Source organism: Mycobacterium sp. OAS707, assembly GCF_014873705.1.
Taxonomy (GTDB): Bacteria; Actinomycetota; Actinomycetes; order Mycobacteriales; family Mycobacteriaceae; genus Mycobacterium.
In genome coordinates this window covers 399,780-421,940 of the sequence record NZ_JADBDS010000006.1, presented here as the reverse complement: position 1 = coordinate 421,940, position 22,161 = coordinate 399,780, and the positions used below count along the sequence as shown (strand labels likewise).

Here is a 22,161-nt window from a genome sequence, read left to right as displayed (position 1 = left end):
TTACCGGTGCGTGAAGTTCGGTGGGCGTTTCTCGGTGAACGCGTTCATGCCTTCGGTCTGGTCGTCGGTGGCGAATGCAGAGTGGAACAGCCTGCGCTCGAACAGCAGTCCTTCGGCCAACGTGCTTTCGAAGGCACGGTTGACGGCCTCCTTGGCCATTCGCGACGCCGACAGCGACATGCCGGCGATGGTCTTGGCGACGGCGTTGGCCTCGTCGAGCAGCTTGTCGGCGGGCACGACGCGCGACACCAGGCCGGCGCGTTCCGCCTCTTCGGCATCCATGTTGCGACCGGTGAGGATCAGGTCCATCGCCTTGGCCTTACCGATCGCACGGGTGAGCCGTTGCGAGCCGCCCATGCCGGGCAGCACGCCGAGCTTGATCTCGGGTTGCCCGAATTTGGCAGTGTCAGCGGCGATCAGCAGATCGCACATCATCGCGAGCTCGCACCCGCCACCGAGCGCGTAGCCGGCGACCGCGGCGATGGTCGGGGTGCGGGTGGCGGCGAACTTGCCCCACGCGGCGAAGAAGTCAGCGGCGAACACGTCGGCGAATGACAGCTCGGCCATCTCCTTGATGTCGGCGCCCGCCGCGAACGCCTTCTCGCCGGAGCCGGTGATGATGATCGCGCCGATGCCGGGGTCGTTGTCGAATTCCGCTGCGGCGGAGACGACTTCGTTCATCACCTGGCTGTTGAGCGCGTTGAGCGCCTTGGGCCGATTCAGGGTGATGGTGCCGACGCGGTCGTCTTGCGTGACCAGAATGGTCTCGTAGTCGGTCATGAGAACTCCAGTTCGCGATCGGCCGGCGCGAAGTATGCCTCGACGTCGGCGGTGGTAACGGCCGCCAGCGACGCGGGCGACCACTTCGGGTTGCGGTCTTTGTCGATGACCTGGGCGCGGATGCCCTCCACTAGATCATGCGAACGTGACGATCCGCACGACGTCCGATACTCCTGGCGCAGCACGTCTTCGAGTGTTTCGAGCTTGGCGGCCCGGCGGATGGCCTGCAGCGCCACGGACACGCAGATGGGGGAGCGTTTCTCGATCAGCCCGGCGGCGTCATTGGCGGGACCTGCGTCATGGCCGCGCAGCGCCGCGATGATGTCCTCGGCGCTGTCGCCTGCGTAGCACTGGTCGATCCAATCCCGCTGCGCCAGTAGGTGACTCGGCGGCGGCTCCGTGGCGTATGCGGCCAGCGCCGCGTCGATACCGTCGACCACGATCGCTTCCTTGAATGCGGGCAGTTTGTCGTGGGGCATGAAATGGTCGGCGAAGCCGAGGGCGATCGCGTCGGCACCGTCGAAGTTCGCACCCGTCAGCGCGGCGTGCAGGCCGAGCAGACCCGGTGCCCGCGACAGAATGAACGTCCCGCCGACGTCGGGGATCAGGCCGATACCGACTTCGGGCATCGCCATTTTCGTGGTATCGGTGACGACGCGGACACTGCCGTGAGCGCTGATGCCGACTCCGCCGCCCATCACGATGCCGTCCATCAGCGCGACGTACGGCTTGCGGTAGCGACCGATCTGCGCGTTGAGCAGATACTCGTCGTACCAGAACTGTCGCGCCTCGGAGCCGTCGGCCCGCGCACTGTGGTAGATCACGACGATGTCGCCGCCTGCGCAGAGGCCACGCTCGCCTGCGCCGTCAACGACGACAGCGTGGACACCGTCGTGGGTCTCCCAGTCGGCCAGCACCGTCGACATCGCGGTGACCATCGGATGGGTCAGCGAGTTGATCGCCTTGGGGCGGTTGAGAGTGATCAGGCCGACGCCGTTCTCGACAGTTACTAGGACATCCTCGTTTTCCGCCACGCTTATGCAATCTAGATCGTCGTCCGGAAAACAGCAGCGCCGGGTAGGGTTTCCTGTGAACTAGCTGGGAGGTCCCCTCGGGAACCGATGCCAGGTAGTCGAACGTTGAGAGTGTGTTCGTCGACTTGTCGAACCACAGCACATGGAGAGGATCCGACGGTGCGGGAGACCAGCAACCCGGTATTTCGATCCCTGCCTAAGACGCAGGGCGGTTATGCGCAGTTCGGTACCGGAGCCGCCGGCTACGGTGCGCAGGCGGTAAATGCCGACCCATACGCAGGCGCGTACCCAGAGCAGCGGCAGGCGGGCGTTTCGCGGCCGCTGACCATCGACGACGTCGTCACCAAGACCGGCATCACGCTGGGCGTGCTGGCGGCGGTCGCGGTCGCGGCGTACTTCGTGGTCGCGCAGAACATCGCGCTTGCCATGCCGTTGATGATGGTGGGCCTGATCGGCGGGATGGTGTTGATCCTGGTCGCGATCTTCGGTCGCAAACAGGACAACCCGGGCATCGTGCTGAGCTACGCGGTGTGTGAGGGGTTGGTCGTCGGCACGTTCTCCTTCGTCGTCGCCAACTTCATGGTGTCGGGCATCAGCGCGGGCGCGCTGATCAGCCAGGCCGTCGTCGGCACGCTCGGCGTGTTCTTCGGCATGCTCGTGGTGTACAAGACCGGCGCCATTCGCGTGACGCCGAAGTTCACCCGCTTCCTGGTGGCGGCCGGTTTCGGTGCCGTTGTGCTGATGATCGTGAACCTGGTGGTCGGGCTCTTCACCCACAGCGCCGGACCGCTGCGCGACGGCGGCCCGCTGGCGATTCTGTTCTCGCTCTTGATGATCTGCCTCGCGGCGTTCTTCTTCCTGTCGGACTTCGACCAGGCCGACCAGGCGATCCGCGCGGGCGCGCCAGAGAAGGCGGCATGGGGCATCGCGCTCGGCCTGACCGTGACGCTGGTCTGGCTGTACCTGGAGATCCTGCGACTGCTGTCCTACTTGAACAGCAGTAACTAGCTACCCGACGAAAAGGCCCGGCACGAAATGTGCCGGGCCTTTGTCGTTGAGTCTGCACCCACGGCGTTGCGCCGAGTGTGGGCTTAAGGCACGCGAATTCACGTTCGGCGTGTATTACGCCCACACTCGCGGCAGAAATGAAAGCTAGCTGAGGCGCTCGATGATCATGGCCATGCCCTGGCCGCCGCCGACGCACATCGTCTCCAGACCGAACTGCTTGTCGTGGGTCTGCAGATTGTTCAGCAGCGTCGCGGTGATGCGGGCACCGGTCATTCCGAAGGGGTGACCCAACGCAATCGCACCGCCGGACACGTTCAGCCTGTCGAGGTCCATTCCCAACTCGCGGGCCGAGCCCAGCACCTGCACCGCGAACGCCTCATTGATCTCGTACAGATCGATGTCGTCGATCGTCATGCCTGCATTCGCCAACGCCTTACGCGTTGCCTCGATCGGGCCAAGACCCATTATCTCCGGCGACAGCCCGGACACACCGGTCGCGACGATGCGCGCCAACGGCTTGAGCCCAAGCTCCTTGGCCTTCGCGTCCGACACCACCACAACTGCGGCCGCGCCGTCGTTCAGCGGGCAGGCATTGCCCGCGGTGATGGTGCCGTTCGGCCGGAACACCGGCTTGAGCTGGCTGACCGCCTCATAGGTGGTGCCTGCGCGCGGCCCGTCGTCCTTGCTCACCGTCGAGCCGTCGGGCAGCGTCACCGGGACGATCTCGCGATCGAAGAAGCCGCTCTTGATGGCCTCTTCGGCGCGGTTCTGGCTGCGCACACCCCAGTGGTCCTGGTCCTCGCGGCTGATACCGGTGTGCAGTGCGACGTTCTCGGCGGTCTGGCCCATCGCGATGTAGACGTCCGGCAGCAGCCCGTCCGCACGCGGGTCGTGCCACTCGTCGGCGCCGGCTGATGCCTGCACTGACCGCTGCTCAGCATCGGCGAACAACGGGTTGTGCGAGTCAGGCCAGCCGTCGGACGTACCCTTCGGGAACCGCGAAACCGTTTCCACCCCAGCGGAAATGAATGCGCTGCCCTCGCCCGCCTTGATCGCGTGGAACGCCATCCGGGTGGTCTGAAGCGACGACGAACAGTAGCGGTTCACTGTGGTGCCGGGCAGGAAGTCGTAGCCCAACTCGACGGCCACTGCGCGGCCGATGTTGAAGCCGGCCTCACCGCCGGGCTGCCCGCAGCCCATCATCAGGTCGTCGATCTCGCGGGGATCGAGCCCCGGCACCTTGTCCAGCGCAGCGCGCACCATCTGGGCTGCCAGGTCGTCGGGCCGCATATCGACCAGCGAACCCTTGCCTGCGCGGCCAATCGGCGAACGCGCGGTCGAAACGATGACGGCTTCAGTCATGACGGCTCCTCGTGTCCCGTGATACGAGAAACCTAGCTGGCGGGCACCACGACGGGTGCGGGGACCCCGGTCGAGCGACGCCACAGCCTGCTGATGTTGCCGACCCGGGACAGTAACGAGCTGTGCTCGCCCGATCGCGATTCCAGCGCGTCATCGGCCACCGGGTGACCGATGAACTCTCCCAACGCATTACCGAGCGCAGGCAATAACTGGCTGGCCGCCAACGCATATCCCGCCGCCGAGGGATGAAACATGTCGTGGCTGAAGAGCACTTCCGGCATCTTGCGAAACTCCGGCGCCAGCAGATCGGAGAACGGAACGGGCACACCGCCTGCCGAGCGGATCTCCGCGGCCTGTGCGCGGGCCAGCCGCAAGCCGCGGCTGCGTGCCACCCAGCGCAACGGCTGCGGGATCGCGGTGATCACACCGAAGTCCGGGCAGGTGCCGACGACCACGACCGCGCCGCTGGCCCGCAGTCGTCGCACCGCGCGGCCCACTCTGCGCGCCGACGGCCCGATGCCGTTCGGCTTGGTGATGTCGTTCGCGCCGATCATGATCACGGCCGCATCCGGCGGCGGACCGGCCACGAACATCGCGTCGATCTGGCCCGACAGGCCCTTGGACGTCGCGCCGACGATCGCCTTGGTGCTCAGCCGCACCCGTTTGCCGGATTCTTCGGCAAGCCCCCGCGCGATCAGCACACCGGGCAGCTCGTCGCCCACCGTGCAGCCGTAGCCTGCAGCTGTGGAGTCCCCGAAGACCATCAGGTGCAGGTCGAAGGGGATGCCGCGATGCCACTTCTCGACCGGACCACCGCCCGGCGAATACACGCCATCGGCGCGCGGAGGGATGTCCCAGGACTTGGGTATGACCTGTCGTGCCTGGTCAGCCTGCTCGCTCAGCAGGTTGCGGGCCCCGACGTAAACGGTGCCCGTCGAGGCCAGCCCGGCTGCCGCCGCCAGGGCGATGGTCGACCGACGCCCCACACGAATGCGCACGGGACAAGTTTAAGTGGGAAATCGGGGGCTATCCGCGTGGCAAGACGTGGTCGGCGGTCACATTGCGGTATCAAGTCCGGTATCGATTTTGACAAGTCGATTGTTGAACGGCTTATAGGGTGTCAAGCTAACCTAGACCGGTTAGCCCAGTTAAGTCTGGCGCACCCCGGCACTACACAGGCGTAGGAGTGGTGGCAATGACGGCACCAAGTAAGGCATCGACAGCGTCTCATGCCGGCGTAAGCCCAGCTAGAGCACACAAGCCGCGCAAATTCCCGGTCAGCGACGGCGCGCCCGTAGAAGTTGTCGAAGACGGTCCCAGTATCGCGGGACGGGTGACTGCGCTCGCGGCTCTGCTAACTATCAGGCCGACCCTAGCAATCGGTAGTTATGCGCCGCGCCTGCCCTGGCCATGGGGTTTGGTCGACTTTGTCTCACGCGTCATGCGTCCGGCCCCCGGCACCGTGCGAGCCACCATTTCTTTGCCGAATTGCACCGCACAGTTGGTCCGCGCTTCAGGTGTGCTTCCCGCCGACGGCAAGCGCAGCGTCATTCTCTACATGCACGGCGGCGCGTTTTTGACCTGTGGCGTGAACTCCCACGGCCGACTGGTCACGGCTTTGTCGAAGTACGCAGACAGCCCGGTGCTCGTCGTCAACTACCGGATGATCCCGAAGCACTCGGTCGGGATGGCGCTCGACGACTGCTATGAGGCGTACAAGTGGCTGAGGATCAAGGGCTACGAGCCTGATCAGATCGTCCTCGCCGGTGACTCCGCGGGCGGTTATCTGGCACTCGCGCTGGCCGAGAAGCTGCAGCAGGAAGGCCTGGCAAGTGAGACGCCGGCCGCCATCGTGACCATGTCACCGCTGTTCGAAATCGACAACGAAACCCGGGCCAATCACCCCAACGTCCGGACCGATGTGATGTTCCCGCCCAAGGCATTCCACGCACTCGTGGAGCTCATCGAAGAGGCAGCAGAACGAAACGTCGTCGACGGAAAGCCCGAAGCTGTCTACGAGCCGCTCGATCACATCGAGCCGGGACTTCCGCGCACGCTGATTCATGTGTCGGGATCCGAGGTTCTGGTCAGCGACGCCCGCAAGGCGGCACACATGTTGGCCGCCGCCGGGGTGCCCGTCGAGGTGCGGGTCTGGCCGGGCCAGATGCACGTCTTCCAGCTGGCTGCCCCGATGGTGACCGAGGCGAGTCGATCGCTCAAACAGATCGGCGACTACATCAAAGAGGCCACCTGGTAGCAAGCGGCAGGAGGCCGCCTTTCTACTCCATCTCGGGCCTGAGACGATGGACGCATGCGCATCGCCCGGCACGTCAGTGAGCTCATCGGCAATACGCCTCTGGTACAGCTGAACTCAGTTGTCCCCGACGGCGCCGGCACCGTCGCCGCGAAGATCGAATACCTCAACCCCGGCGGCAGCAGCAAGGACCGCATCGCGGTCAAGATGATCGACGCCGCCGAGGCAAGCGGCGAACTCAAGCCGGGCGGCACCATCGTCGAACCGACCTCAGGCAACACCGGCGTCGGGTTAGCTCTGGTGGCCCAGCAGCGCGGCTACAAATGCATCTTCGTCTGCCCGGACAAGGTCAGCGAGGACAAGCAGAACGTGTTGCGCGCCTACGGCGCCGACGTCGTGGTGTGCCCGACGGCCGTGCCGCCCGATCATCCCGACAGCTACTACAGCGTCTCCAACCGGCTGGTGGAAGAGATCGACGGGGCGTGGAAGCCCGACCAGTACTCCAACCCGATGGGGCCCGCCAGCCACTACGAGACGACGGGCCCGGAAGTCTGGGCGGATACCGACGGCAAGGTCACCCACTTCGTCGCGGGTGTCGGCACCGGCGGCACCATCACCGGCGCAGGCCGCTACCTCAAGGAAGTCTCTGGCGGGAAGGTCAAAATCGTCGGCGTCGACCCCGAGGGCTCGGTGTACTCCGGCGGGACCGGGCGGCCCTATCTGGTCGAGGGCGTCGGTGAGGACTTCTGGCCGTCGGCGTATGACCCGACAGTCGCCGACGAAATCATCGCGGTGTCCGACGCCGACTCGTTCGAGATGACGCGGCGCCTCGCGCGCGAGGAAGCGCTGTTGGTCGGTGGGTCGTGTGGCATGGCTGTAGTTGCCGCGGCCAAGGTCGCAGAGCAGGCGGGGCCTGACGCACTGGTGGTCGTCCTGCTGCCTGATGGCGGAAGAGGTTATCTGTCAAAGGTTTTCAACGATGCGTGGATGTCGTCTTACGGCTTCCTACGCACTCGGTTGGACGGTTCGGTCGAGGAGTCGACCGTCGGCGACGTATTGCGCGGCAAGTCGGGTGCGCTGCCCGACCTGGTCCACACGCATCCGCAGGAAACCGTGCGCGACGCGATCGGCATCCTGCGCGAGTACGGCGTGTCGCAGATGCCGGTCGTCGGGGCGGAACCGCCGGTGATGGCGGGGGAGGTCGCAGGCAGCGTGTCGGAGCGGGAACTGCTTTCCGCGGTGTTCGAAGGCAGGGCGAAGCTCGCCGACGCGGTTTCGGTGCACATGAGCCCGCCGCTGCCGTTGATCGGCGCCGGGGAACTGGTCAGCAACGCCGCCAAGGCGTTGCGCGAATGCGATGCGGTGATGGTGGTCGAGGAAGGCAAGCCGGTCGGTGTGCTGACCCGTCACGACCTGCTCGGCTTTCTGTCCGACGGCATAATCCGCCGATAGTGATATGCCCGGGGGCGGGCGTTCATGATCGACTTCCGAGTGGAAAGCCCTGCTATGAGGGACCTCTCAGGTTAGTGTAAGCACGCTCGTTGCCAGCTAATTTCACACTGGAAGGCGTCCATGACCGATCAACCGCCACCGCCCCCTGGTAACTATCCGCCTCCGCCGCCTCCACCCGGTGGCTATCCGCCGCCTCCGCCGCCGCAGGGTGGTGGTTACGCGCCTCCTCCGCCTGCGGGTGGTGGTTACCAGCCGCCGTCGCAGGCCGCAACGAGCTATCCGCCTGCGCCGGCAGGCGGACCGGCGCTGCCCCAAGAGGCGTACACGCCATGGGTCACGCGTGTGCTGGCTTACCTCATCGACGCGATTCCGATCATCATCCTGGAAGCCATCGGCTGGGGCATATTGCTCGGCACCCAGGAGACGGCATGTATCACCGACACGTCCGAGTATGACCTCGGTGAGTTCTGCGCGACCGGGGCGTCGACGCTCGGCCAGGCGGCCCTCATCGTCACGGGGATCATTGCTTTCGCCTACTGGGTGTGGAATTTCGGCTACCGCCAGGGCACCACGGGCTCGAGCATCGGCAAGGGCATCATGAAGTTCAAGATTGTCAGCGAAAAGACAGGGCAGCCAATTGGTTTCGGAATGTCCTTCGTGCGCGAGCTCGTCTATATGCTGGCTGCTGCCATCTGCGGCCTCCTCTGGATCATCGCAGTCCTGTTCCCGCTGTGGGATCAGAAGCGGCAGACGTTGGTGGACAAGATCTTCAGTACGATCGCACTGCCGATCTAGCTACCGGCGACTCCTGGAGATTCAGTGACCGATCCGTCACCGCCGCCACCGCCGGCGGCCGCGTTGCCGAAAGAGGCTTACACGCCTTGGTTTACGCGTGTGGTCGGATACGTCATCGACTTCGTCCCCGCCGCCGTGGTGATAGGTATCGGAGCGGGTATCGCCTTCGGCACGGCCGACAACCAGTGCGTCAGCGGCCAGTACGACTACGGTGTCTACTGCACGTCGTCGATGACCGCCTTCGGGTTGATCGTCTACGTCCTGGCGTATCTCATCGCGCTGGCCTATTGGATCTGGAACTGGGGGTACCGGCAGGGCACCACCGGCCAGAGCATCGGTAAGTCGGTGATGAAGTTCAAAGTGATCAGCGAGAAGACCGGCCAGCCAATTGGTTTCGGCTTGTCGATCTTTCGTCAGATCGCCCACGTCGTCGACGCGATCTTCTGCTATATCGGCTTTCTTTTCCCCCTGTGGGACGCCAAGCGGCAGACCATTGCCGACAAGATCATGTCGACGATATGTGTGCCGATAGAGCAGTCGGCACTCAATCCACAACCGCTGCGGCCGCAGCAGTAATCAGGAAGGGCCAATGACCGATCAACCGCCCCCTCCGTCGGGGAACAATCCGCCACCGCCACCGGGTGGTTACCCACCGCCGGGTGGCTACCCACCACCGCCGCCACCGGGTGGTTACCCACCGCCGCCGGGCGGCGGCTACCCGCCACCCCAGTCTCCCGGCGGGGGCTATCCACCGCCGACTCCGCCGGGCAGCTATCCGCCACCGACACCGCCGGGTAGCTATCCGCCGCCTCCACAGAGTGGGTATCCGCCGCCACCGCCGCCCTCGTCGGGTGGTTACCCGCCACCAGGGGGTTACCCGCCGCCGGGTGGGTATGCGCCTGCGCCGCAACAAGCCCAGGTCGACATCGGCCAGGCCTTCTCGTGGGCGTGGGGCAAGTTCAGGGAGAACGCCTCGGCGCTCGTCGTCGCGACGCTGGTGTACGCGTTGATCGCAGGCGTGCTCTACGGGGTCATCTACGGCCTCGCATTCGCGTTGGCTCCGAGCCCGGTGACCACCTACGACTCGTATGGCAGCGGCTTCGAGTACTCGGCGAGTAGCTCCTTCGGTGTCGCCAGCATCGCGGTGTTGGTGCTCGGCGGACTCTTGATGCTGGTCGCAGTGGCCGCGATGCAGTCGGCGTATTACGGCGGCGTGTTGGACATCGCGAACGGGCAGCCGGTGTCGATCGGGTCGTTCTTCAAGCCCCGCATGGTCGGCAGCGTCGTTCTTGCAACGGTGCTCGTCGGCATCGCGTCCGCAATCGGTTCGCTCTGCTTCATTTTGGGCATCGTGGTTGCGATCTTCACCGTGTTCACCACTGTCGCCATCGTCGACCGCAGCCTGTCGCCGATCGACGGCATCAAGGCCAGCATCGAGATCGCCAGGGCGAATTTCGTTCAGGCGCTTCTGACCTGGCTGCTGGCAGCGGTGATCTTTGTTGTCGGACTGGTGGTTTGCGGTGTCGGGGTGCTGGTCTCCGCCCCAGTCGCCGCGCTCTATCTGGTGTACGCCTACCGGCAGCTCACCGGCGGACAGACCGCCGCGCTGAACCCGCAGCCGCTGCCGCCAGGGGGACCGCCGCAGCAGTTCGGCGGCCCACCGCCACAGCAGTACGGCCCACCGCCACAGCAGTAACGAGGCTCATCGGAAGGCGCTGACACCCGTCAGCGCCTCTCCGATGACCAACTGGTGCACCTCGGAGGTGCCCTCATAGGTCAGCACGGACTCGAGGTTGTTGGCGTGCCGGATGACCGGATACTCCAGCGTGATTCCGTTGGCGCCCAACAGTGTTCGGCATTGCCGGGCGATCTTGATCGCCTCGCGCACATTGTTCAGTTTGCCGACGCTCACCTGCTCCGGCCGGATCCTGCCGTCGTCCTTGAGCCGACCCAGGTGCAGCGCGAGCAGTTGCGCCTTGCCGAGTTCTACCGCCATGTCGGCGATCTTGGCTTGCGTCAGTTGATATCCGGCAAGCGGTTTTTCGAATACCTCGCGGGTGCCGACGTAGTCGAGTGCGGTCTCCAGACAGTCGCGTGCCGCGCCGACGCTGCCGAACACGATGCCGAACCTCGCCTCCGACAAGCAGCTCAGCGGTCCCGAAAGGCCTGAGGCGTCGGGCAATTGGGCGTCGGCGGGCAATCGCACGTCGTCGAGATGCAGCTCTGAGGTGACCGACGCGCGCAGGGACAGCTTGTGGGTCATGTCGCGCGCCGAAAAGCCCTTGGTGCCTGCGGGCACGACAAAGCCGACGATGCCTTCCTTGGAGCGCGCCCACACAATCGCGACGTCGGCCACCGAGCCGTTGGTGATCCACATCTTCGAACCGTTGAGGATCCAGTCGGATCCGTCACGGCGCGCGGTGGTGCGCATGCCGCCGGGGTTGGACCCGAAGTCCGGCTCGGTCAGCCCGAAGCAGCCGATGACGTCGCCGGTTGCCATCGCGGGCAGCCACTGGTTGCGCTGCTCCTCACTGCCCCAGCGGTAGATCGCGAACATCGCCAGCGACCCCTGCACCGAGACCAGGCTGCGCAACCCGGAGTCGACGGCTTCAAGCTCCTGGCACACCAGCCCGTAGGCCGTCGCAGTCGAGCCGCCGCAGCCGTAGCCCTTCAAGTGCATGCCCAGCACGCCGAGTTTGCCCAGGTCGGCGGCCAACTCGCGGACCGGGACCTCACCGGCCTCGAACCAGTCGGCGATGTGTGGACGCAGCCGCTGTTCACCGAACCGGCGCACGGTCTGGCGCAGCTCGATGTCTTCTGGCGTCAGCAGTGTGTCGAGGTCGAGCAGGTCTTCGATCCGGGTAGGCATGGTCCATTCCTACACCGGTGAAGCAGTGACGCGGGCCTCGATACGCTGAGCGGGATGACTGAGCACAAATACCAGGGCCTGGCCACCAAGGCCATCCACGCGGGATTCAGGCCCGACCCCGGCACCGGTGCCGTCAACGCACCGATCTACGCGAGTTCCACGTTCGCCCAGGACGGTGTCGGCGGGCTGCGCGGCGGGTTCGAGTACGCCCGCACCGGCAACCCGACACGCGCGGCGCTCGAGGCGTCGCTTGCCGCAGTGGAGGAGGCGACGTTCGGGCGGGCGTTTTCCTCGGGTATGGCGGCCACCGATTGTGCGCTGCGCGCGGTGCTGCGGCCAGGCGATCACATCGTCATGCCCGACGATGCTTACGGCGGGACCTTCCGGCTGATCGACAAGGTGTTCACGCAGTGGGGAATCGACTACACCGCGGTGGCGCTGTCGGATCTGGACGCGGTGCGTGCGGCGATCACCCCGAAGACGCGGTTGATCTGGGTAGAGACGCCGACCAACCCGCTGCTTTCGATCGCCGACATCGCCGCGATCGCGCAACTGGCGGCCCCGTCGAGCACAAAGGTGTTGGTGGACAACACCTTTGCCTCGCCGGCGCTGCAGCAGCCGCTCACGCTCGGTGCAGATATCGTGCTGCATTCGACCACCAAGTACATCGGCGGACACTCCGATGTGGTGGGCGGCGCGCTGCTGACCAACGACGAAGAACTCGACACCGCCTTCGCCTTTCTGCAGAACGGTGCGGGTGGGGTGCCGGGCCCATTCGACGCCTACCTGACCATGCGCGGGCTCAAGACGCTGGTGCTGCGGATGCAGCGGCACAGCGAGAATGCCACCGCAGTCGCCGAATTCCTCGACAGCCACCCCGCCGTCGAAACTGTGCTCTACCCAGGGCTGTCCAGCCATCCCGGCCACGAAGTGGCCAAGCGGCAGATGAGCGCGTTCGGCGGCATGGTGTCGGTGAGGATGCGCGGCGGCCCGCAGGCAGCACACGACTTCTGCTCTCGGACAGAGATTTTCATCCTTGCCGAGTCCCTTGGCGGAGTGGAGTCGCTGATCGAGTATCCCGGCGCGATGACGCACGCGTCGACGGCGGGCTCTCAACTGGAGGTGCCCGACGACCTGGTGCGGCTGTCGGTCGGCATCGAGGATCCCGCCGACCTGCTCGCCGACGTGGAGCAGGCGCTAAGAAGCTAGCGCCCCCCGAACCGCCGAAGCGGTGATCGCCAGATTCACCTCGGGCAGTGCGGTCGGATATTCGTCGACCCAACTGCCCATTGCGATTTCGCCCGCCCGGGCGTGCACCCACCGCCAGCCGCGGTCATTGAGGCTCAGCAGCGCCCCGAGCCCGTCGACGGCGTGCAGCAGCGAGATGATCGCCGCTGTCGCCGGGGCAGGCGGTCTGCGATCGAACAACGATGCCAGCAGCGCGGAGCGCGCGTGCGCAACCCGCTCCCTGTTGGTCAGGGGCCACGCGTAGGGCTGACCAAACCGCCTGGAGTTCAACCGAACACGGCGGATCTGGCCCATGTACTCCAGATAGTTGGCGAGGTTCTCCTCGGTGTGCTTGGACAGCCGCTTGACCGCGGTCGCCGGACGCAGCGGCCGTCGCTGCAGCAGCTCGAACGCGGGCGCGACGACGGGATCCATTGGGCCGGGCACCGATAACGCCACCAGCCGGCCCGTCTCGACCGGCTCACCGGCCATCGCGGGCCGGATTCGGCAGGCGTGCGCAAGATCGAGTAGCACCGCGCCGGTGAGTACCCGCTCGCGGCGCACGCGGTCGAGACCCGGCTGTGCGGACGCGTTGTCCACCAGTAGCAGAAAGAGGTCCTCGGCGATCTGCGCCATAGGCGGACTGTAAACCAGCGGCCGAGCCGCGGTCGCGGCCTAGGAGTGGTACGGCTCGGCGCTGACCAGCGTGACCTTGACGGTGTTGCCGTTGGGCACCTGATAGCTGCGGGTCTCGCCGACCTTCGCGTCGATCAACGCGCCGCCAAGCGGCGAGTTCGGGGAGTACACCTCGAGCTTGCCGTCCGAAACGCCCTCCTGGCGGGTGGCGATCAGGAACGTCTCGGTGTCGCTCTTGTCGTCGTCGTAGTAGACCTTGACCACCGAGCCGGGCAGCGCCACGCCGGACTGCTTGGGAGCCTCGCCCACCTTGGCGTTGTTCAGCAGCTCCTGCAGCTGACGGATGCGGGCCTCCTGCTGGCCCTGCTCCTCGCGGGCGGCGTGATAGCCGCCGTTCTCGCGCAGGTCGCCCTCTTCGCGACGGTCGTTGATCTCGGCTGCGATGATCGGTCGATTGGCGATCAGCTGATCGAGCTCGGCCTTCAGCCGGTCGTACGCCTCCTGCGTCAGCCAGGTGACCTGGGTGTCGGTCATGTCGTCGCGCTCCCCTCGTCGTTGCTCTCGCGCTTGTTCGCGTAAGAAGTCTCGTGTCTACGGCGCCGGGAGCTTCTTGCGTGTATTGCCGCTATGGTCAACGCCTAATCCGCGCACTAAAAGCAGCAATACACGGCTCCCAGCAGGAACCGTGTATCTGACTAGTCTAACACCGCCGGGACAGCGGATTTTCACGTTTCGGCTGCTCGCCGTTTGTCGCACCGACTTCTGCGTGCTGTTTTAGGAGGTCACCAGGTAGGACGGCACGTCGGTGCCGCAACCGTAGACGTCGCCCACCACCGGGGGTTTGCTGGTCTTGACCACCGTCGTCACCTGCACGGTCTTCTGCGTCGACGGACCGACCAGCAACTCACGGCGGCCGGTTTCGCTGCCGTCGATCGAGCGGGCCCGCACGATGCACACCGCCGGTCGGGACGGGTCGTCACGGGTCACGGTGACCGTCACCTGCACCGTTTGGTCGTCGAGCAGCTGATAGCCGCCCAACTCACCCTTGACCTCGCCGGTGCCGAGCCGCTGCGAAGCGATCATGGCGATCGCAATGCCGGCTCCGAGGACCAGCAGGCCCAGGCCGATGGCGATCCAGCGGCGGTTGGCTCGCGACAGCCGCTGCCGCCCGTAGCGGGCCGTGGGACGCTCGATCATCTCGTTTTGCAAACCCATCGGTCGGATAGATGTACTAGTGCTGGAACTATAGGGGCACCCGTGATGGTTGAACCGTCTCGGAATGTCTGCACAGGTGAAAGAGAACAGGTTGAGCGAGCTGCGGTTGATGGCGGTGCACGCCCACCCGGACGACGAGTCCAGCAAGGGTGCCGCGACGATGGCGCGGTACGCCGACGAGGGCGTGCGCGTGATGGTGGTGACGCTGACCGGCGGCGAGCGCGGCGACATCCTCAACCCCGCGATGGACCTGCCGGACGTGCACGGCCGGATGGCCGAGATCCGCCGCGACGAGATGGCCAAGGCCGCCGAGATCCTCGGCGTCGAGCACCACTGGCTGGGTTTCATCGACTCCGGCCTGCCGGAGGGTGACCCGCCGCCCCCGCTGCCCGACGGCTGCCTTGGCGTCGTTCCGCTCGAGGAGCCCGTCGAGGAACTGGTGCGCGTGATCCGTAAGTTCAAGCCGCATGTGATGACGACGTACGACGAGAACGGCGGCTATCCGCATCCCGATCACATTCGCACCCATCAGGTTTCGGTGGCCGCCTACGAGGCCGCGGCTGATTATCTGCGCTACCCCGACGCGGGCGAGCCGTGGGACGTGCTCAAGCTGTACTACAACCACGGTTTTCTGCGTAAACGCATGCAGCTGCTGCAGGACGAGTTCGCCAAACACGGCCAGGAGGGCCCGTTCGCCAAGTGGCTCGAGCAGTGGGACGCCGACCACGACATCTTCGACAAGCGGGTGACGACCCGCATCGAGTGTGCGAAGTACTTCCCGCAGCGCGACGACGCACTTCGCGCCCACGCCACCCAGATCGATCCCAACAGCTTCTTCTTCGCCACTCCGATGGAGTGGCAGCAAAGGCTTTGGCCCACTGAGGAATTCGAGCTCGCACGCTCGCGAGTGCCGGTTTCGTTGCCGGAAACCGACCTGTTCGCGGGCATCGAGGATGCCAAGTGAACTATCTACTCGCCACGTTTCTCGCCGACGACGCTCCTCGCAACACCGGCCCGGACTTCGGCAAGGCCAGCCCGTTCGGGCTCGTCATCATCGTGCTGTTGTTGATCGGCACGTTCGCGTTGGTGTGGTCGATGAACCGGCATCTGCGCAAGCTGCCGAAGTCGTTCGACTCCGAGCCGGACCAGTCGCTCGACGAGGATCACAAGAGTGAGCCCGGCGGGTAACACCCTTTCGGAGGCGACCAGCCCCTATCTGCGCCAGCACGCCGACAACCCGGTGCACTGGCGGCAATGGACTCCCGAGGCACTGGCCGAGGCGGCCGAGCGCGACGTGCCGATCCTGCTGTCGATCGGATATGCCGCCTGCCACTGGTGTCACGTGATGGCACACGAGTCGTTCGAGGATGACCAGGTGGCCGCGGTGATGAACGAGGGCTTCGTCAACATCAAGGTCGATCGCGAGGAGCGGCCCGACCTCGACGCCGTGTACATGAATGCGACGGTCGCGCTGACCGGGCAGGGCGGCTGGCCGATGACGTGCTTCCTGACGCCGGATGGCAGGCCGTTCTTCTGCGGGACCTATTACCCGAAGCCGAATTTCCTGCAGCTGTTGGCTGCCGTCACCGACACGTGGCGCAGCAGGCGTTCTGAGGTCGAGGAAGCCTCCGACCGGATCGCGGGCGAACTGCGGTCGATGGCCTCCGGCTTGCCGGGCGGAGGTCCGCCGGTGCAGCCGGCGCTGTGCGATCACGCGGTCGCCGCGGCGCTGCAGGACGAGGATGTCGAGCGCGGCGGATTTGGTGGCGCGCCGAAGTTTCCGCCGTCGGCTCTGCTGGAAGCGCTGCTGCGCAACCACGAACGCACCGGCGACATTTTGCCGTTGGACACCGTCGAGCGGACCTGCACCGCGATGGCGCGCGGCGGCATCTATGACCAGCTGGCCGGCGGTTTCGCCCGTTACAGCGTCGACGCGTCGTGGGTGGTGCCGCACTTCGAGAAGATGCTGTACGACAATGCGCTGCTGCTTCGGGTGTATGCGCACTGGGCCAGGCGCAGCGGAAACTCGTTGGCGCGCAGGGTTGCCCAGCAGACCGCCCGCTTCATCATCGACGAGCTGAGTGTTGGCGGCATGTTCGTCTCGTCGTTGGACGCCGACGCCGACGGTGAAGAGGGCCTGACCTACGTCTGGAATCCAGCACAGCTTCGCGACGTGCTCGGTGATGACGACGGACTTTGGGCTGCAGCGCTTTTCAACGTCACAGCGGAAGGGACCTTCGAGCACGGCAGCTCGGTGTTGCAGTTGCCGGTCGATCCGGACGACCCAGTCAGATTCGAGCGGGTGCGCGGCAAGCTACTGACCGCACGGCTGACCCGGCCGCAGCCCGGCCGCGACGACAAGGTCGTCACCGCATGGAACGGCTTGGCGATCACCGCCCTCGCCGAGGCGAGTGTGGCGTTGGGTCGGCACGGATTCCTCGGTGCGGCAACGCAATGCGCGCGCTCGATCCTCGACCTGCACCTTGTCGACGGCCGGTTGCGGCGCGCCAGCCTCGGCGGCCGTGTCGGCGACAGTGCCGCGATCCTCGAAGACCACGCGACGCTGGCGACCGCACTGTTGACGCTGTATCAGCTGACGGGCGAAGAGTCCTGGCTGGAGTCGGCCACCGGGCTGCTCGACATCGCGCTCGATCATTTCGTCGACCCCGACACCGACGGCCGTTGGTTCGACACCGCCGACGACGCCGAGCAGCTGATGGTCCGGCCCGCCGACCCGCTGGACGGGGCCACACCGTCGGGAGCCTCGTCGATCGCCGAGGCGCTACAGCTGGCCGCTCACCTGGCACCGCATCCCGAGCGCTACGCCGCGGCGGCAGAGGCCACGTTGGCCGGCGCGACGCCGATTCTCGCCCGGTTGGCCCGCTCGGGTGGACACTGGCTGGCGGTCGCCGAAGCCGCGGTGCGCGGGCCGATCCAGATCGCGGTGGCTTGCGATCCGCCGCATTCGCAATTGCTCTCTGCTGCACGCGAATTGGCGCCTGGGGGAGCAGTTGTCGTCGGCGGACCGGTCAACTCCTCGCCGCTCCTGCTGGACCGCGACAGGGTTGACGGCGCCGACGCCGCGTACGTGTGCCGCGGCCGGGTGTGCGATCTGCCCGTCACAACTATTGCCGAATTGACGGCGGCGCTGAGGTAGCGTCTCGGCCATGCCGAGCGCCGAGGACATCACCCAGACCGTCACCCGCTACCTGGACTTCGTCTCGAAGGGACAGCCCGATGAGGTCGCGTCGCTCTACGCCGACGACGCCACCGTCGAGGATCCCGTCGGCGGCGAGGTGCACATCGGCCGCCAGGCTATCCGCGGCTTCTACGGCGCGATCGAGAACGTCAAGGCTCAGACCGACGTCCTGACGCTGCGCGCGCTCGGCAACGAGGCGGCGTTTCACTGGACGCTGTCGCTCGACTTCGGCGGCAACGGGATGCGTATCGACATCATCAGCACCATGACCTTCGACGACGACGCCAAGATCGCGTCGATGAAGGCCTACTGGAGCCAGGACAACGTCACAACGTTCTAGTGATTTCGGCGCGCTTACCGTCGCTGAGCGTGGATAACCGCGCCGAAACCACTCAGAAGACGGCGAACCACATCGCGATGTAGTGGCAGATCGCCGCGACCGCGGTGCAGGCGTGGAAGAACTCGTGGTGGCCGAATGTCGTCGGCCAGGGGTTGGGCCACTTGAGGGCGTAGAGCACGCCGCCGATGCTGTAGAGCGCGCCGCCGACGATCAACAACACCAGAGCCGCGACGCCCGCGCCGTCCATGATCGGCCCGACGAACCAGGCGGCCACCCAGCCGAGCAACAGATACAGCGGCACGCCCACCCAGCGGGGCGCCGACGGCCAGAACATCTTGAGCAGCACCCCGGCGATCGCGCCGCCCCAGACGATCCAGAACAGCACCCAACCGCTGCGCTCCGGCAGCGCCAGCAAGGCGAACGGCGTGTAGCTGCCCGCGATGAACACGAAGATCATGGAGTGGTCGGCGCGCTTCATCCACTTGCGCGCCGTCGCCGACTCCCAGGTCACCCGGTGATAAGTACCGCTGACGGCGAACATCGCCACGATCGTGAACGTGTAGAGCAGTGTCGCCAGCCCGGCGCGCGTCGATTCCACCGCCCACGACACCGACACCAGCGCGGCGCCCGCGATGAACGCGACAACGGCTGCGTAGACGTGGATCCACCCACGCAATCGCGGCCTGCCGAGGAACTTCTCGACACCGTCGACGACGGCTTCGGGAAAGTCTTCTGCGTATACGCGGGCCGGTTGTTGCTGGGCCTCGTCGGCCGTATCGATCTGGGCCATGTCACCTCCCTCAATGCCATGGGGGTCTTCGACCGAAACAGTAGTCTGGATCCTCGTGGACATCATTCCTCCTCGTCTCAAGGAACCGATGTACCGCCTCTACGAGATGCGGCTGCGTCAGGGACTGGCGTCCTCGAAAACTGAACTGCCCCGCCACATCGCGGTGCTGTGTGACGGTAACCGACGATGGGCACGTGATGCCGGTCACGACGACGTCAGCTACGGCTACCGGATGGGCGCCCGCAAGATCGCCGAGATGCTGCGCTGGTGCCAGGAGGCCGGCATCGAGATGGCCACGGTTTACCTGCTTTCCACCGAAAACCTGCAGCGTGACGCGGGTGAGCTGGCATCGCTGATCGAGATCATCACCGACGTCACCGAGGAGATCTGCGCACCGGCCAACCGGTGGAGCGTGCGCACGGTCGGCGACCTCGAGCTGATCGGCGAGGAACCCGCGCGGCGGCTGCGCGAGGCCGTGGAGTCCACGAACGGCAACGGCAGCGGCTTTCATGTCAACCTCGCCGTCGGCTACGGCGGCCGCCAGGAGATCGTCGATGCCGTGCGCCAGTTGCTCAGCAAGGAGTTGGCCAACGGTGCCACCGGCGACCAGCTGATCGAGGCGATCAACGTCGACGCCATCTCCGAGAACCTCTACACGTCAGGACAGCCCGATCCCGACCTGGTGATCCGGACTTCGGGGGAGCAGCGGCTGTCCGGCTTTCTGCTGTGGCAGAGCGCCTACTCGGAGATGTGGTTCACCGAGGCGTACTGGCCGGAGTTCCGGAGGGTGGACTTCCTTCGGGCGCTGCGCGATTACACCGCGCGCCATCGCCGGTACGGCATGTAGTGCCACACTTGAGCCATGGCTGCGCTGTCAGCGATGGTCTTCTCGCTCAGCTGGTGGTTGGGCCTCTATCTGCTGGCCCGCGATCCACGCAAGCCGGTGCTGGTTCTCGCCGCGATCGGCCTGACCAGTTTCGCGGTGGTGGTCGCCCTCGACGCGGTGCGGGTGACCAGCGGTCTGGACGCACTGAGCCGCGTCGAGATCTATCTGGTCGCAGTGCCCGGCATCGCATGGTTCGCCGTCCTGCTTGAACTGTGCCGGCCATCCGATAGTTGGCGCAGCCGGGCAGGCGAGATCACGCTCGTGGCCGGTGTCGGCGCCGTCGCACTGTTCGGCGCCGTGATGGCGGGCAATGTCGACGGACCGGTGCGGCTCGGTCACTGGGTGATGTTCGCGGCGATCTCGTTGTCCACGCTGGGCGCGATGATCGTGGCGGTGCTGCAGCGCACGCCTGGGCGCGTCACGGGCTTCGTCGTCATCGGCACGCTGTTCTTCGCGCTGGCCAATGCGATCGTCGTGATCCCGCTGGGTCTGGTCCCGAGCTGGATTGCGTTGGCGTCCACGGGGTTCGACGTCGGAGTGCTCGGCTTGGCGGTCGCGATGTGGGACGCGTTCGACGAGGGCCAGGCGCTGCGGGCCGACATGCTGCGGTCGTTCGCGGCGACGGCCGTGGTGGCGCTGCTGTTCGGCGGTCAGCTGTTGATCGGTCTTGCCGTGTCCGGGCAACAGACAGCGCTGACGGTCCTCCTGTTCACCAGCCTCGGCATCGCGATCGCGATCAACGTGCTCGCCGATCCGCTGGCCGCGTTGCTCGACCGCGTCGCGTTCTCCCGCTCGCCAGATCTGCGGGCCGACCGTGCGGCACTGCGCGATACCGAGGCCGCACTGGCCAGACGGGCGGCCAACCCGCTCGACGGCGTCGATGACGACACCTTCGTCCGCCTCACCCGTCGCGCGCTCGGGCACTACGGCGACCTGTCCAAGCTCGTCGCCAGCCCGCTGACCGCACTGCCGATCATCGACGAGCGGCTGGCCGCCCGCGGCGCGCCCGACGCACCGCTCGAGCGGGCCAACGAACTCAAGGCGCTGCTGGCCGACCACATCGCACGGCTCAAGCCGCGCGACGGCGGCGACTTCGGCACCACCGAGCAGTGGCGCCACTACAACTCGCTGTACTTCCCGTACGTCGTCGGGGTGCGCGCCTACGCGCAGAATGCCACCGCCTCAGGGCTGGACCCCGTCGCGAGGCAGGCCTGGCAGTGGTTCGTCACCGAGGTGCCGCAGCGGTCGCTGCACAACTGGCAGAACGCCGCCGCCCGGCTGATCGCCGCGGATCTGCGCGGCAATCTGGTCGCGGCGCAAGACGTCTGACCTGCTGTTGGCAGTAGCTGGCAGCGTCCGGCGTCGATCTGGCAGTGCATTCTGAGCAATCTCAGAGCCATGACGGCAATCAACACCCGCCCGGTCCGGGAAAGCACCGACTCGTTACTGCGTTTCGCCCTTCGCGCCGACGCCACCCTGTGCGGCGGTCTCGGGCTGCTCGTCGCGATGGCGGCCGATCCGCTGTCACGACTGTCCGGTCTGTCGTCGACGTCGGAGTTCATCGGCGGCACCGCGTTGGTGGGCTACGGCGCCGCGCTCTACCTCGCGGCCGGCCTGTCCGATGTCCGCCGCGTCGGCGTCAGCGTGCTGGCCGGAAACATCGCGTTCGCGGTGCTCGTCACCGTGGTGCTGATCGCCGGGTGGCTGCCGCTGACCGAACTCGGCGTGGTCGCGGCGGTCGCATTCACGGTCGCCACCCTCGCCTTCGCCTACGCCCAGTACCTCGGAGTGCGCCGTCTCGCGTGACTCCCGCATGACTGGGTCCGGAGCCGCCGTTGTAAGAGGTTGCTGCGTCGGCTCCGGAACCGGTACTCACCCAACAAGAAAGGAAATTTCATGACCGCCATCTCCACACCGAAACTCGCGCAGTCCAGCGACTCGTTTTTGCGCTTCGCTCTGCGCCTCGACGCGACCTGCAGCGGGATCATGGGTATCGCCGGCATCCCGCTCGCGGGCTGGCTGGCGGAAACGTCAGGCACCACCAAAGCGTTCGAGTACTCGGTGAGCGCATTCTTCATCGCCTTCGCTGTGGGTGTTTTCGCATTGGCGGCGAGTTCGTCGGTGAAACGGGCAGGCATTGTGATCGCCGTAGGCAACGCGTTCTACACCGTCGCGTCCGTCGTATTCGTCCTCGCCGACGTTCTCCCGTTGACCACCACCGGCATCGTGCTCACGTTGGGTGCCGGCGTTTACACGCTGGTGATGGCCGAGTTGCAGTATCAGGGCTGGCGTCGCGCCAAGGCGTAAGCCGTTG

The 22,161-nt window shown here is 66.0% G+C and carries 23 protein-coding genes and 1 pseudogene; 15 read left to right on the top strand and 9 right to left on the bottom strand.

Annotated elements, in window-relative coordinates:
• A complete protein-coding gene (locus GGC64_RS33350) occupies positions 1–780 on the bottom strand; it encodes an enoyl-CoA hydratase (RefSeq protein WP_192726876.1) in 780 nt (259 codons plus the stop codon).
• A complete protein-coding gene (locus tag GGC64_RS33345) occupies positions 777–1,814 on the bottom strand; it encodes an enoyl-CoA hydratase/isomerase family protein (protein ID WP_192726875.1) in 1,038 nt (345 codons plus the stop codon). Before GGC64_RS33345 ends, GGC64_RS33350 begins: the two co-directional genes overlap by 4 nt.
• Before the next feature lie 159 nt (positions 1,815–1,973).
• Between GGC64_RS33345 and GGC64_RS33340 the strand changes: the two genes are divergently transcribed.
• Positions 1,974–2,822, top strand: coding sequence for a Bax inhibitor-1/YccA family protein (locus tag GGC64_RS33340; RefSeq protein WP_192726874.1), 849 nt, complete (start codon positions 1,974–1,976; stop codon positions 2,820–2,822).
• Between the two features lie 144 nt (positions 2,823–2,966).
• Here GGC64_RS33340 and GGC64_RS33335 read toward each other — a convergent pair whose 3' ends face one another.
• Complete coding sequence (locus tag GGC64_RS33335; RefSeq protein WP_192726873.1) at positions 2,967–4,184, bottom strand: acetyl-CoA C-acetyltransferase; 1,218 nt, start codon at positions 4,182–4,184, stop codon at positions 2,967–2,969.
• A 32-nt stretch (positions 4,185–4,216) separates the two neighbouring features.
• Positions 4,217–5,182: an SGNH/GDSL hydrolase family protein gene (locus GGC64_RS33330; RefSeq protein ID WP_192726872.1), complete on the bottom strand. Its 966-nt coding sequence runs from the start codon at positions 5,180–5,182 to the stop codon at positions 4,217–4,219.
• A gap of 197 nt (positions 5,183–5,379) precedes the next feature.
• Between GGC64_RS33330 and GGC64_RS33325 the strand changes: the two genes are divergently transcribed.
• The 5 genes and pseudogenes from GGC64_RS33325 to GGC64_RS33305 all read left to right on the top strand — a co-directional run bounded on the left by GGC64_RS33325 (position 5,380) and on the right by GGC64_RS33305 (position 10,381).
• A complete protein-coding gene (locus GGC64_RS33325) occupies positions 5,380–6,441 on the top strand; it encodes an alpha/beta hydrolase (RefSeq protein WP_225952764.1) in 1,062 nt (353 codons plus the stop codon).
• A 54-nt stretch (positions 6,442–6,495) separates the two neighbouring features.
• Positions 6,496–7,890, top strand: a complete 1,395-nt coding sequence (locus GGC64_RS33320; protein WP_192726871.1) for a cystathionine beta-synthase — start codon at positions 6,496–6,498, stop codon at positions 7,888–7,890.
• 120 nt (positions 7,891–8,010) lie between these two features.
• Entirely contained in the window at positions 8,011–8,685 is a 675-nt protein-coding gene (locus tag GGC64_RS33315; protein ID WP_192726870.1) for an RDD family protein, read from the top strand.
• 3 nt (positions 8,686–8,688) lie between these two features.
• Positions 8,689–9,261: pseudogene (locus tag GGC64_RS33310) on the top strand (RDD family protein); the annotation flags it as partial.
• Positions 9,262–9,274: 13 nt separating this feature from the next.
• Entirely contained in the window at positions 9,275–10,381 is a 1,107-nt protein-coding gene (locus GGC64_RS33305) for a hypothetical protein (protein ID WP_192726868.1), read from the top strand.
• Positions 10,382–10,387: 6 nt separating this feature from the next.
• Here the strand turns inward: GGC64_RS33305 and GGC64_RS33300 are convergent, their stop codons facing one another.
• Positions 10,388–11,554, bottom strand: coding sequence for an acyl-CoA dehydrogenase family protein (locus tag GGC64_RS33300; RefSeq protein WP_192726867.1), 1,167 nt, complete (start codon positions 11,552–11,554; stop codon positions 10,388–10,390).
• Positions 11,555–11,608: 54 nt separating this feature from the next.
• On the opposite strand from GGC64_RS33300, the gene GGC64_RS33295 reads away from it, so the two are divergent.
• On the top strand, positions 11,609–12,763 hold the full coding sequence (locus tag GGC64_RS33295; RefSeq protein WP_192726866.1) for a cystathionine gamma-synthase: 1,155 nt from the start codon (positions 11,609–11,611) through the stop codon (positions 12,761–12,763).
• Here the strand turns inward: GGC64_RS33295 and GGC64_RS33290 are convergent.
• The 3 genes from GGC64_RS33290 to GGC64_RS33280 all read right to left on the bottom strand — a co-directional run bounded on the left by GGC64_RS33290 (position 12,752) and on the right by GGC64_RS33280 (position 14,614).
• A complete protein-coding gene (locus GGC64_RS33290; RefSeq protein WP_192726865.1) occupies positions 12,752–13,417 on the bottom strand; it encodes a GPP34 family phosphoprotein in 666 nt (221 codons plus the stop codon). The two genes, GGC64_RS33295 and GGC64_RS33290, sit on opposite strands and share 12 nt — an antisense overlap.
• Positions 13,418–13,456: 39 nt before the next feature.
• On the bottom strand, positions 13,457–13,951 hold the full coding sequence (gene greA / locus GGC64_RS33285; RefSeq protein ID WP_067800314.1) for a transcription elongation factor GreA: 495 nt from the start codon (positions 13,949–13,951) through the stop codon (positions 13,457–13,459).
• Positions 13,952–14,191: 240 nt separating this feature from the next.
• Positions 14,192–14,614: a DUF4307 domain-containing protein gene (locus GGC64_RS33280; RefSeq protein ID WP_192727017.1), complete on the bottom strand. Its 423-nt coding sequence runs from the start codon at positions 14,612–14,614 to the stop codon at positions 14,192–14,194.
• 109 nt (positions 14,615–14,723) lie between these two features.
• Between GGC64_RS33280 and mca the strand changes: the two genes are divergently transcribed.
• The 4 genes from mca to GGC64_RS33260 are packed head-to-tail and all read left to right on the top strand — an operon-like array spanning position 14,724 to position 18,171.
• Positions 14,724–15,596 carry a mycothiol conjugate amidase Mca gene (mca, locus tag GGC64_RS33275; RefSeq protein WP_192727016.1) on the top strand — a complete coding sequence of 291 codons (873 nt, stop codon included), beginning with the start codon at positions 14,724–14,726 and terminating at the stop codon, positions 15,594–15,596.
• The gene (locus GGC64_RS33270; RefSeq protein WP_192726864.1) at positions 15,593–15,820 is read left to right on the top strand and encodes a hypothetical protein; all 228 of its coding nucleotides are present in this window, start codon (positions 15,593–15,595) and stop codon (positions 15,818–15,820) included. The genes mca and GGC64_RS33270 overlap by 4 nt, the downstream gene beginning before the upstream one ends.
• On the top strand, positions 15,804–17,789 hold the full coding sequence (locus tag GGC64_RS33265; RefSeq protein ID WP_192726863.1) for a thioredoxin domain-containing protein: 1,986 nt from the start codon (positions 15,804–15,806) through the stop codon (positions 17,787–17,789). The genes GGC64_RS33270 and GGC64_RS33265 overlap by 17 nt, the downstream gene beginning before the upstream one ends.
• Positions 17,790–17,799: 10 nt before the next feature.
• On the top strand, positions 17,800–18,171 hold the full coding sequence (locus GGC64_RS33260; protein ID WP_192726862.1) for a nuclear transport factor 2 family protein: 372 nt from the start codon (positions 17,800–17,802) through the stop codon (positions 18,169–18,171).
• 52 nt (positions 18,172–18,223) lie between these two features.
• Here the strand turns inward: GGC64_RS33260 and GGC64_RS33255 are convergent, their stop codons facing one another.
• The gene (locus GGC64_RS33255) at positions 18,224–18,961 is read right to left on the bottom strand and encodes a hemolysin III family protein (protein ID WP_192726861.1); all 738 of its coding nucleotides are present in this window, start codon (positions 18,959–18,961) and stop codon (positions 18,224–18,226) included.
• A 55-nt stretch (positions 18,962–19,016) separates the two neighbouring features.
• Here GGC64_RS33255 and GGC64_RS33250 point away from each other — a divergent pair, with 55 nt between their 5' ends.
• The 4 genes from GGC64_RS33250 (at position 19,017) to GGC64_RS33235 (ending at position 22,154) form a co-directional block, all read left to right on the top strand.
• Positions 19,017–19,808, top strand: coding sequence for a (2Z,6E)-farnesyl diphosphate synthase (locus GGC64_RS33250; RefSeq protein WP_192726860.1), 792 nt, complete (start codon positions 19,017–19,019; stop codon positions 19,806–19,808).
• 15 nt (positions 19,809–19,823) lie between these two features.
• Entirely contained in the window at positions 19,824–21,176 is a 1,353-nt protein-coding gene (locus GGC64_RS33245) for a hypothetical protein (protein ID WP_192726859.1), read from the top strand.
• 69 nt (positions 21,177–21,245) lie between these two features.
• Positions 21,246–21,653, top strand: a complete 408-nt coding sequence (locus GGC64_RS33240; RefSeq protein WP_192726858.1) for a hypothetical protein — start codon at positions 21,246–21,248, stop codon at positions 21,651–21,653.
• 90 nt (positions 21,654–21,743) lie between these two features.
• Positions 21,744–22,154, top strand: a complete 411-nt coding sequence (locus GGC64_RS33235) for a hypothetical protein (protein ID WP_192726857.1) — start codon at positions 21,744–21,746, stop codon at positions 22,152–22,154.
• Positions 22,155–22,161 lie beyond the last annotated feature (7 nt).

What these genes read in the sequence shown, in the direction of transcription:
- GGC64_RS33235 (WP_192726857.1), top strand. Translation starts at nt 21,744, where the DNA reads ATGACCGCCATCTCCACACCGAAACTCGCGCAGTCCAGCGACTCGTTT.
- GGC64_RS33255 (WP_192726861.1), bottom strand. Translation starts at nt 18,961, where the DNA reads ATGGCCCAGATCGATACGGCCGACGAGGCCCAGCAACAACCGGCCCGC.
- GGC64_RS33295 (WP_192726866.1), top strand. Translation starts at nt 11,609, where the DNA reads ATGACTGAGCACAAATACCAGGGCCTGGCCACCAAGGCCATCCACGCG.
- GGC64_RS33305 (WP_192726868.1), top strand. Translation starts at nt 9,275, where the DNA reads ATGACCGATCAACCGCCCCCTCCGTCGGGGAACAATCCGCCACCGCCA.
- GGC64_RS33335 (WP_192726873.1), bottom strand. Translation starts at nt 4,184, where the DNA reads ATGACTGAAGCCGTCATCGTTTCGACCGCGCGTTCGCCGATTGGCCGC.
- GGC64_RS33290 (WP_192726865.1), bottom strand. Translation starts at nt 13,417, where the DNA reads ATGGCGCAGATCGCCGAGGACCTCTTTCTGCTACTGGTGGACAACGCG.
- GGC64_RS33240 (WP_192726858.1), top strand. Translation starts at nt 21,246, where the DNA reads ATGACGGCAATCAACACCCGCCCGGTCCGGGAAAGCACCGACTCGTTA.
- GGC64_RS33280 (WP_192727017.1), bottom strand. Translation starts at nt 14,614, where the DNA reads ATGATCGAGCGTCCCACGGCCCGCTACGGGCGGCAGCGGCTGTCGCGA.
- greA (WP_067800314.1), bottom strand. Translation starts at nt 13,951, where the DNA reads ATGACCGACACCCAGGTCACCTGGCTGACGCAGGAGGCGTACGACCGG.
- GGC64_RS33320 (WP_192726871.1), top strand. Translation starts at nt 6,496, where the DNA reads ATGCGCATCGCCCGGCACGTCAGTGAGCTCATCGGCAATACGCCTCTG.
- GGC64_RS33325 (WP_225952764.1), top strand. Translation starts at nt 5,380, where the DNA reads ATGACGGCACCAAGTAAGGCATCGACAGCGTCTCATGCCGGCGTAAGC.
- GGC64_RS33300 (WP_192726867.1), bottom strand. Translation starts at nt 11,554, where the DNA reads ATGCCTACCCGGATCGAAGACCTGCTCGACCTCGACACACTGCTGACG.
- GGC64_RS33260 (WP_192726862.1), top strand. Translation starts at nt 17,800, where the DNA reads ATGCCGAGCGCCGAGGACATCACCCAGACCGTCACCCGCTACCTGGAC.
- GGC64_RS33315 (WP_192726870.1), top strand. Translation starts at nt 8,011, where the DNA reads ATGACCGATCAACCGCCACCGCCCCCTGGTAACTATCCGCCTCCGCCG.
- GGC64_RS33350 (WP_192726876.1), bottom strand. Translation starts at nt 780, where the DNA reads ATGACCGACTACGAGACCATTCTGGTCACGCAAGACGACCGCGTCGGC.
- GGC64_RS33245 (WP_192726859.1), top strand. Translation starts at nt 19,824, where the DNA reads ATGGCTGCGCTGTCAGCGATGGTCTTCTCGCTCAGCTGGTGGTTGGGC.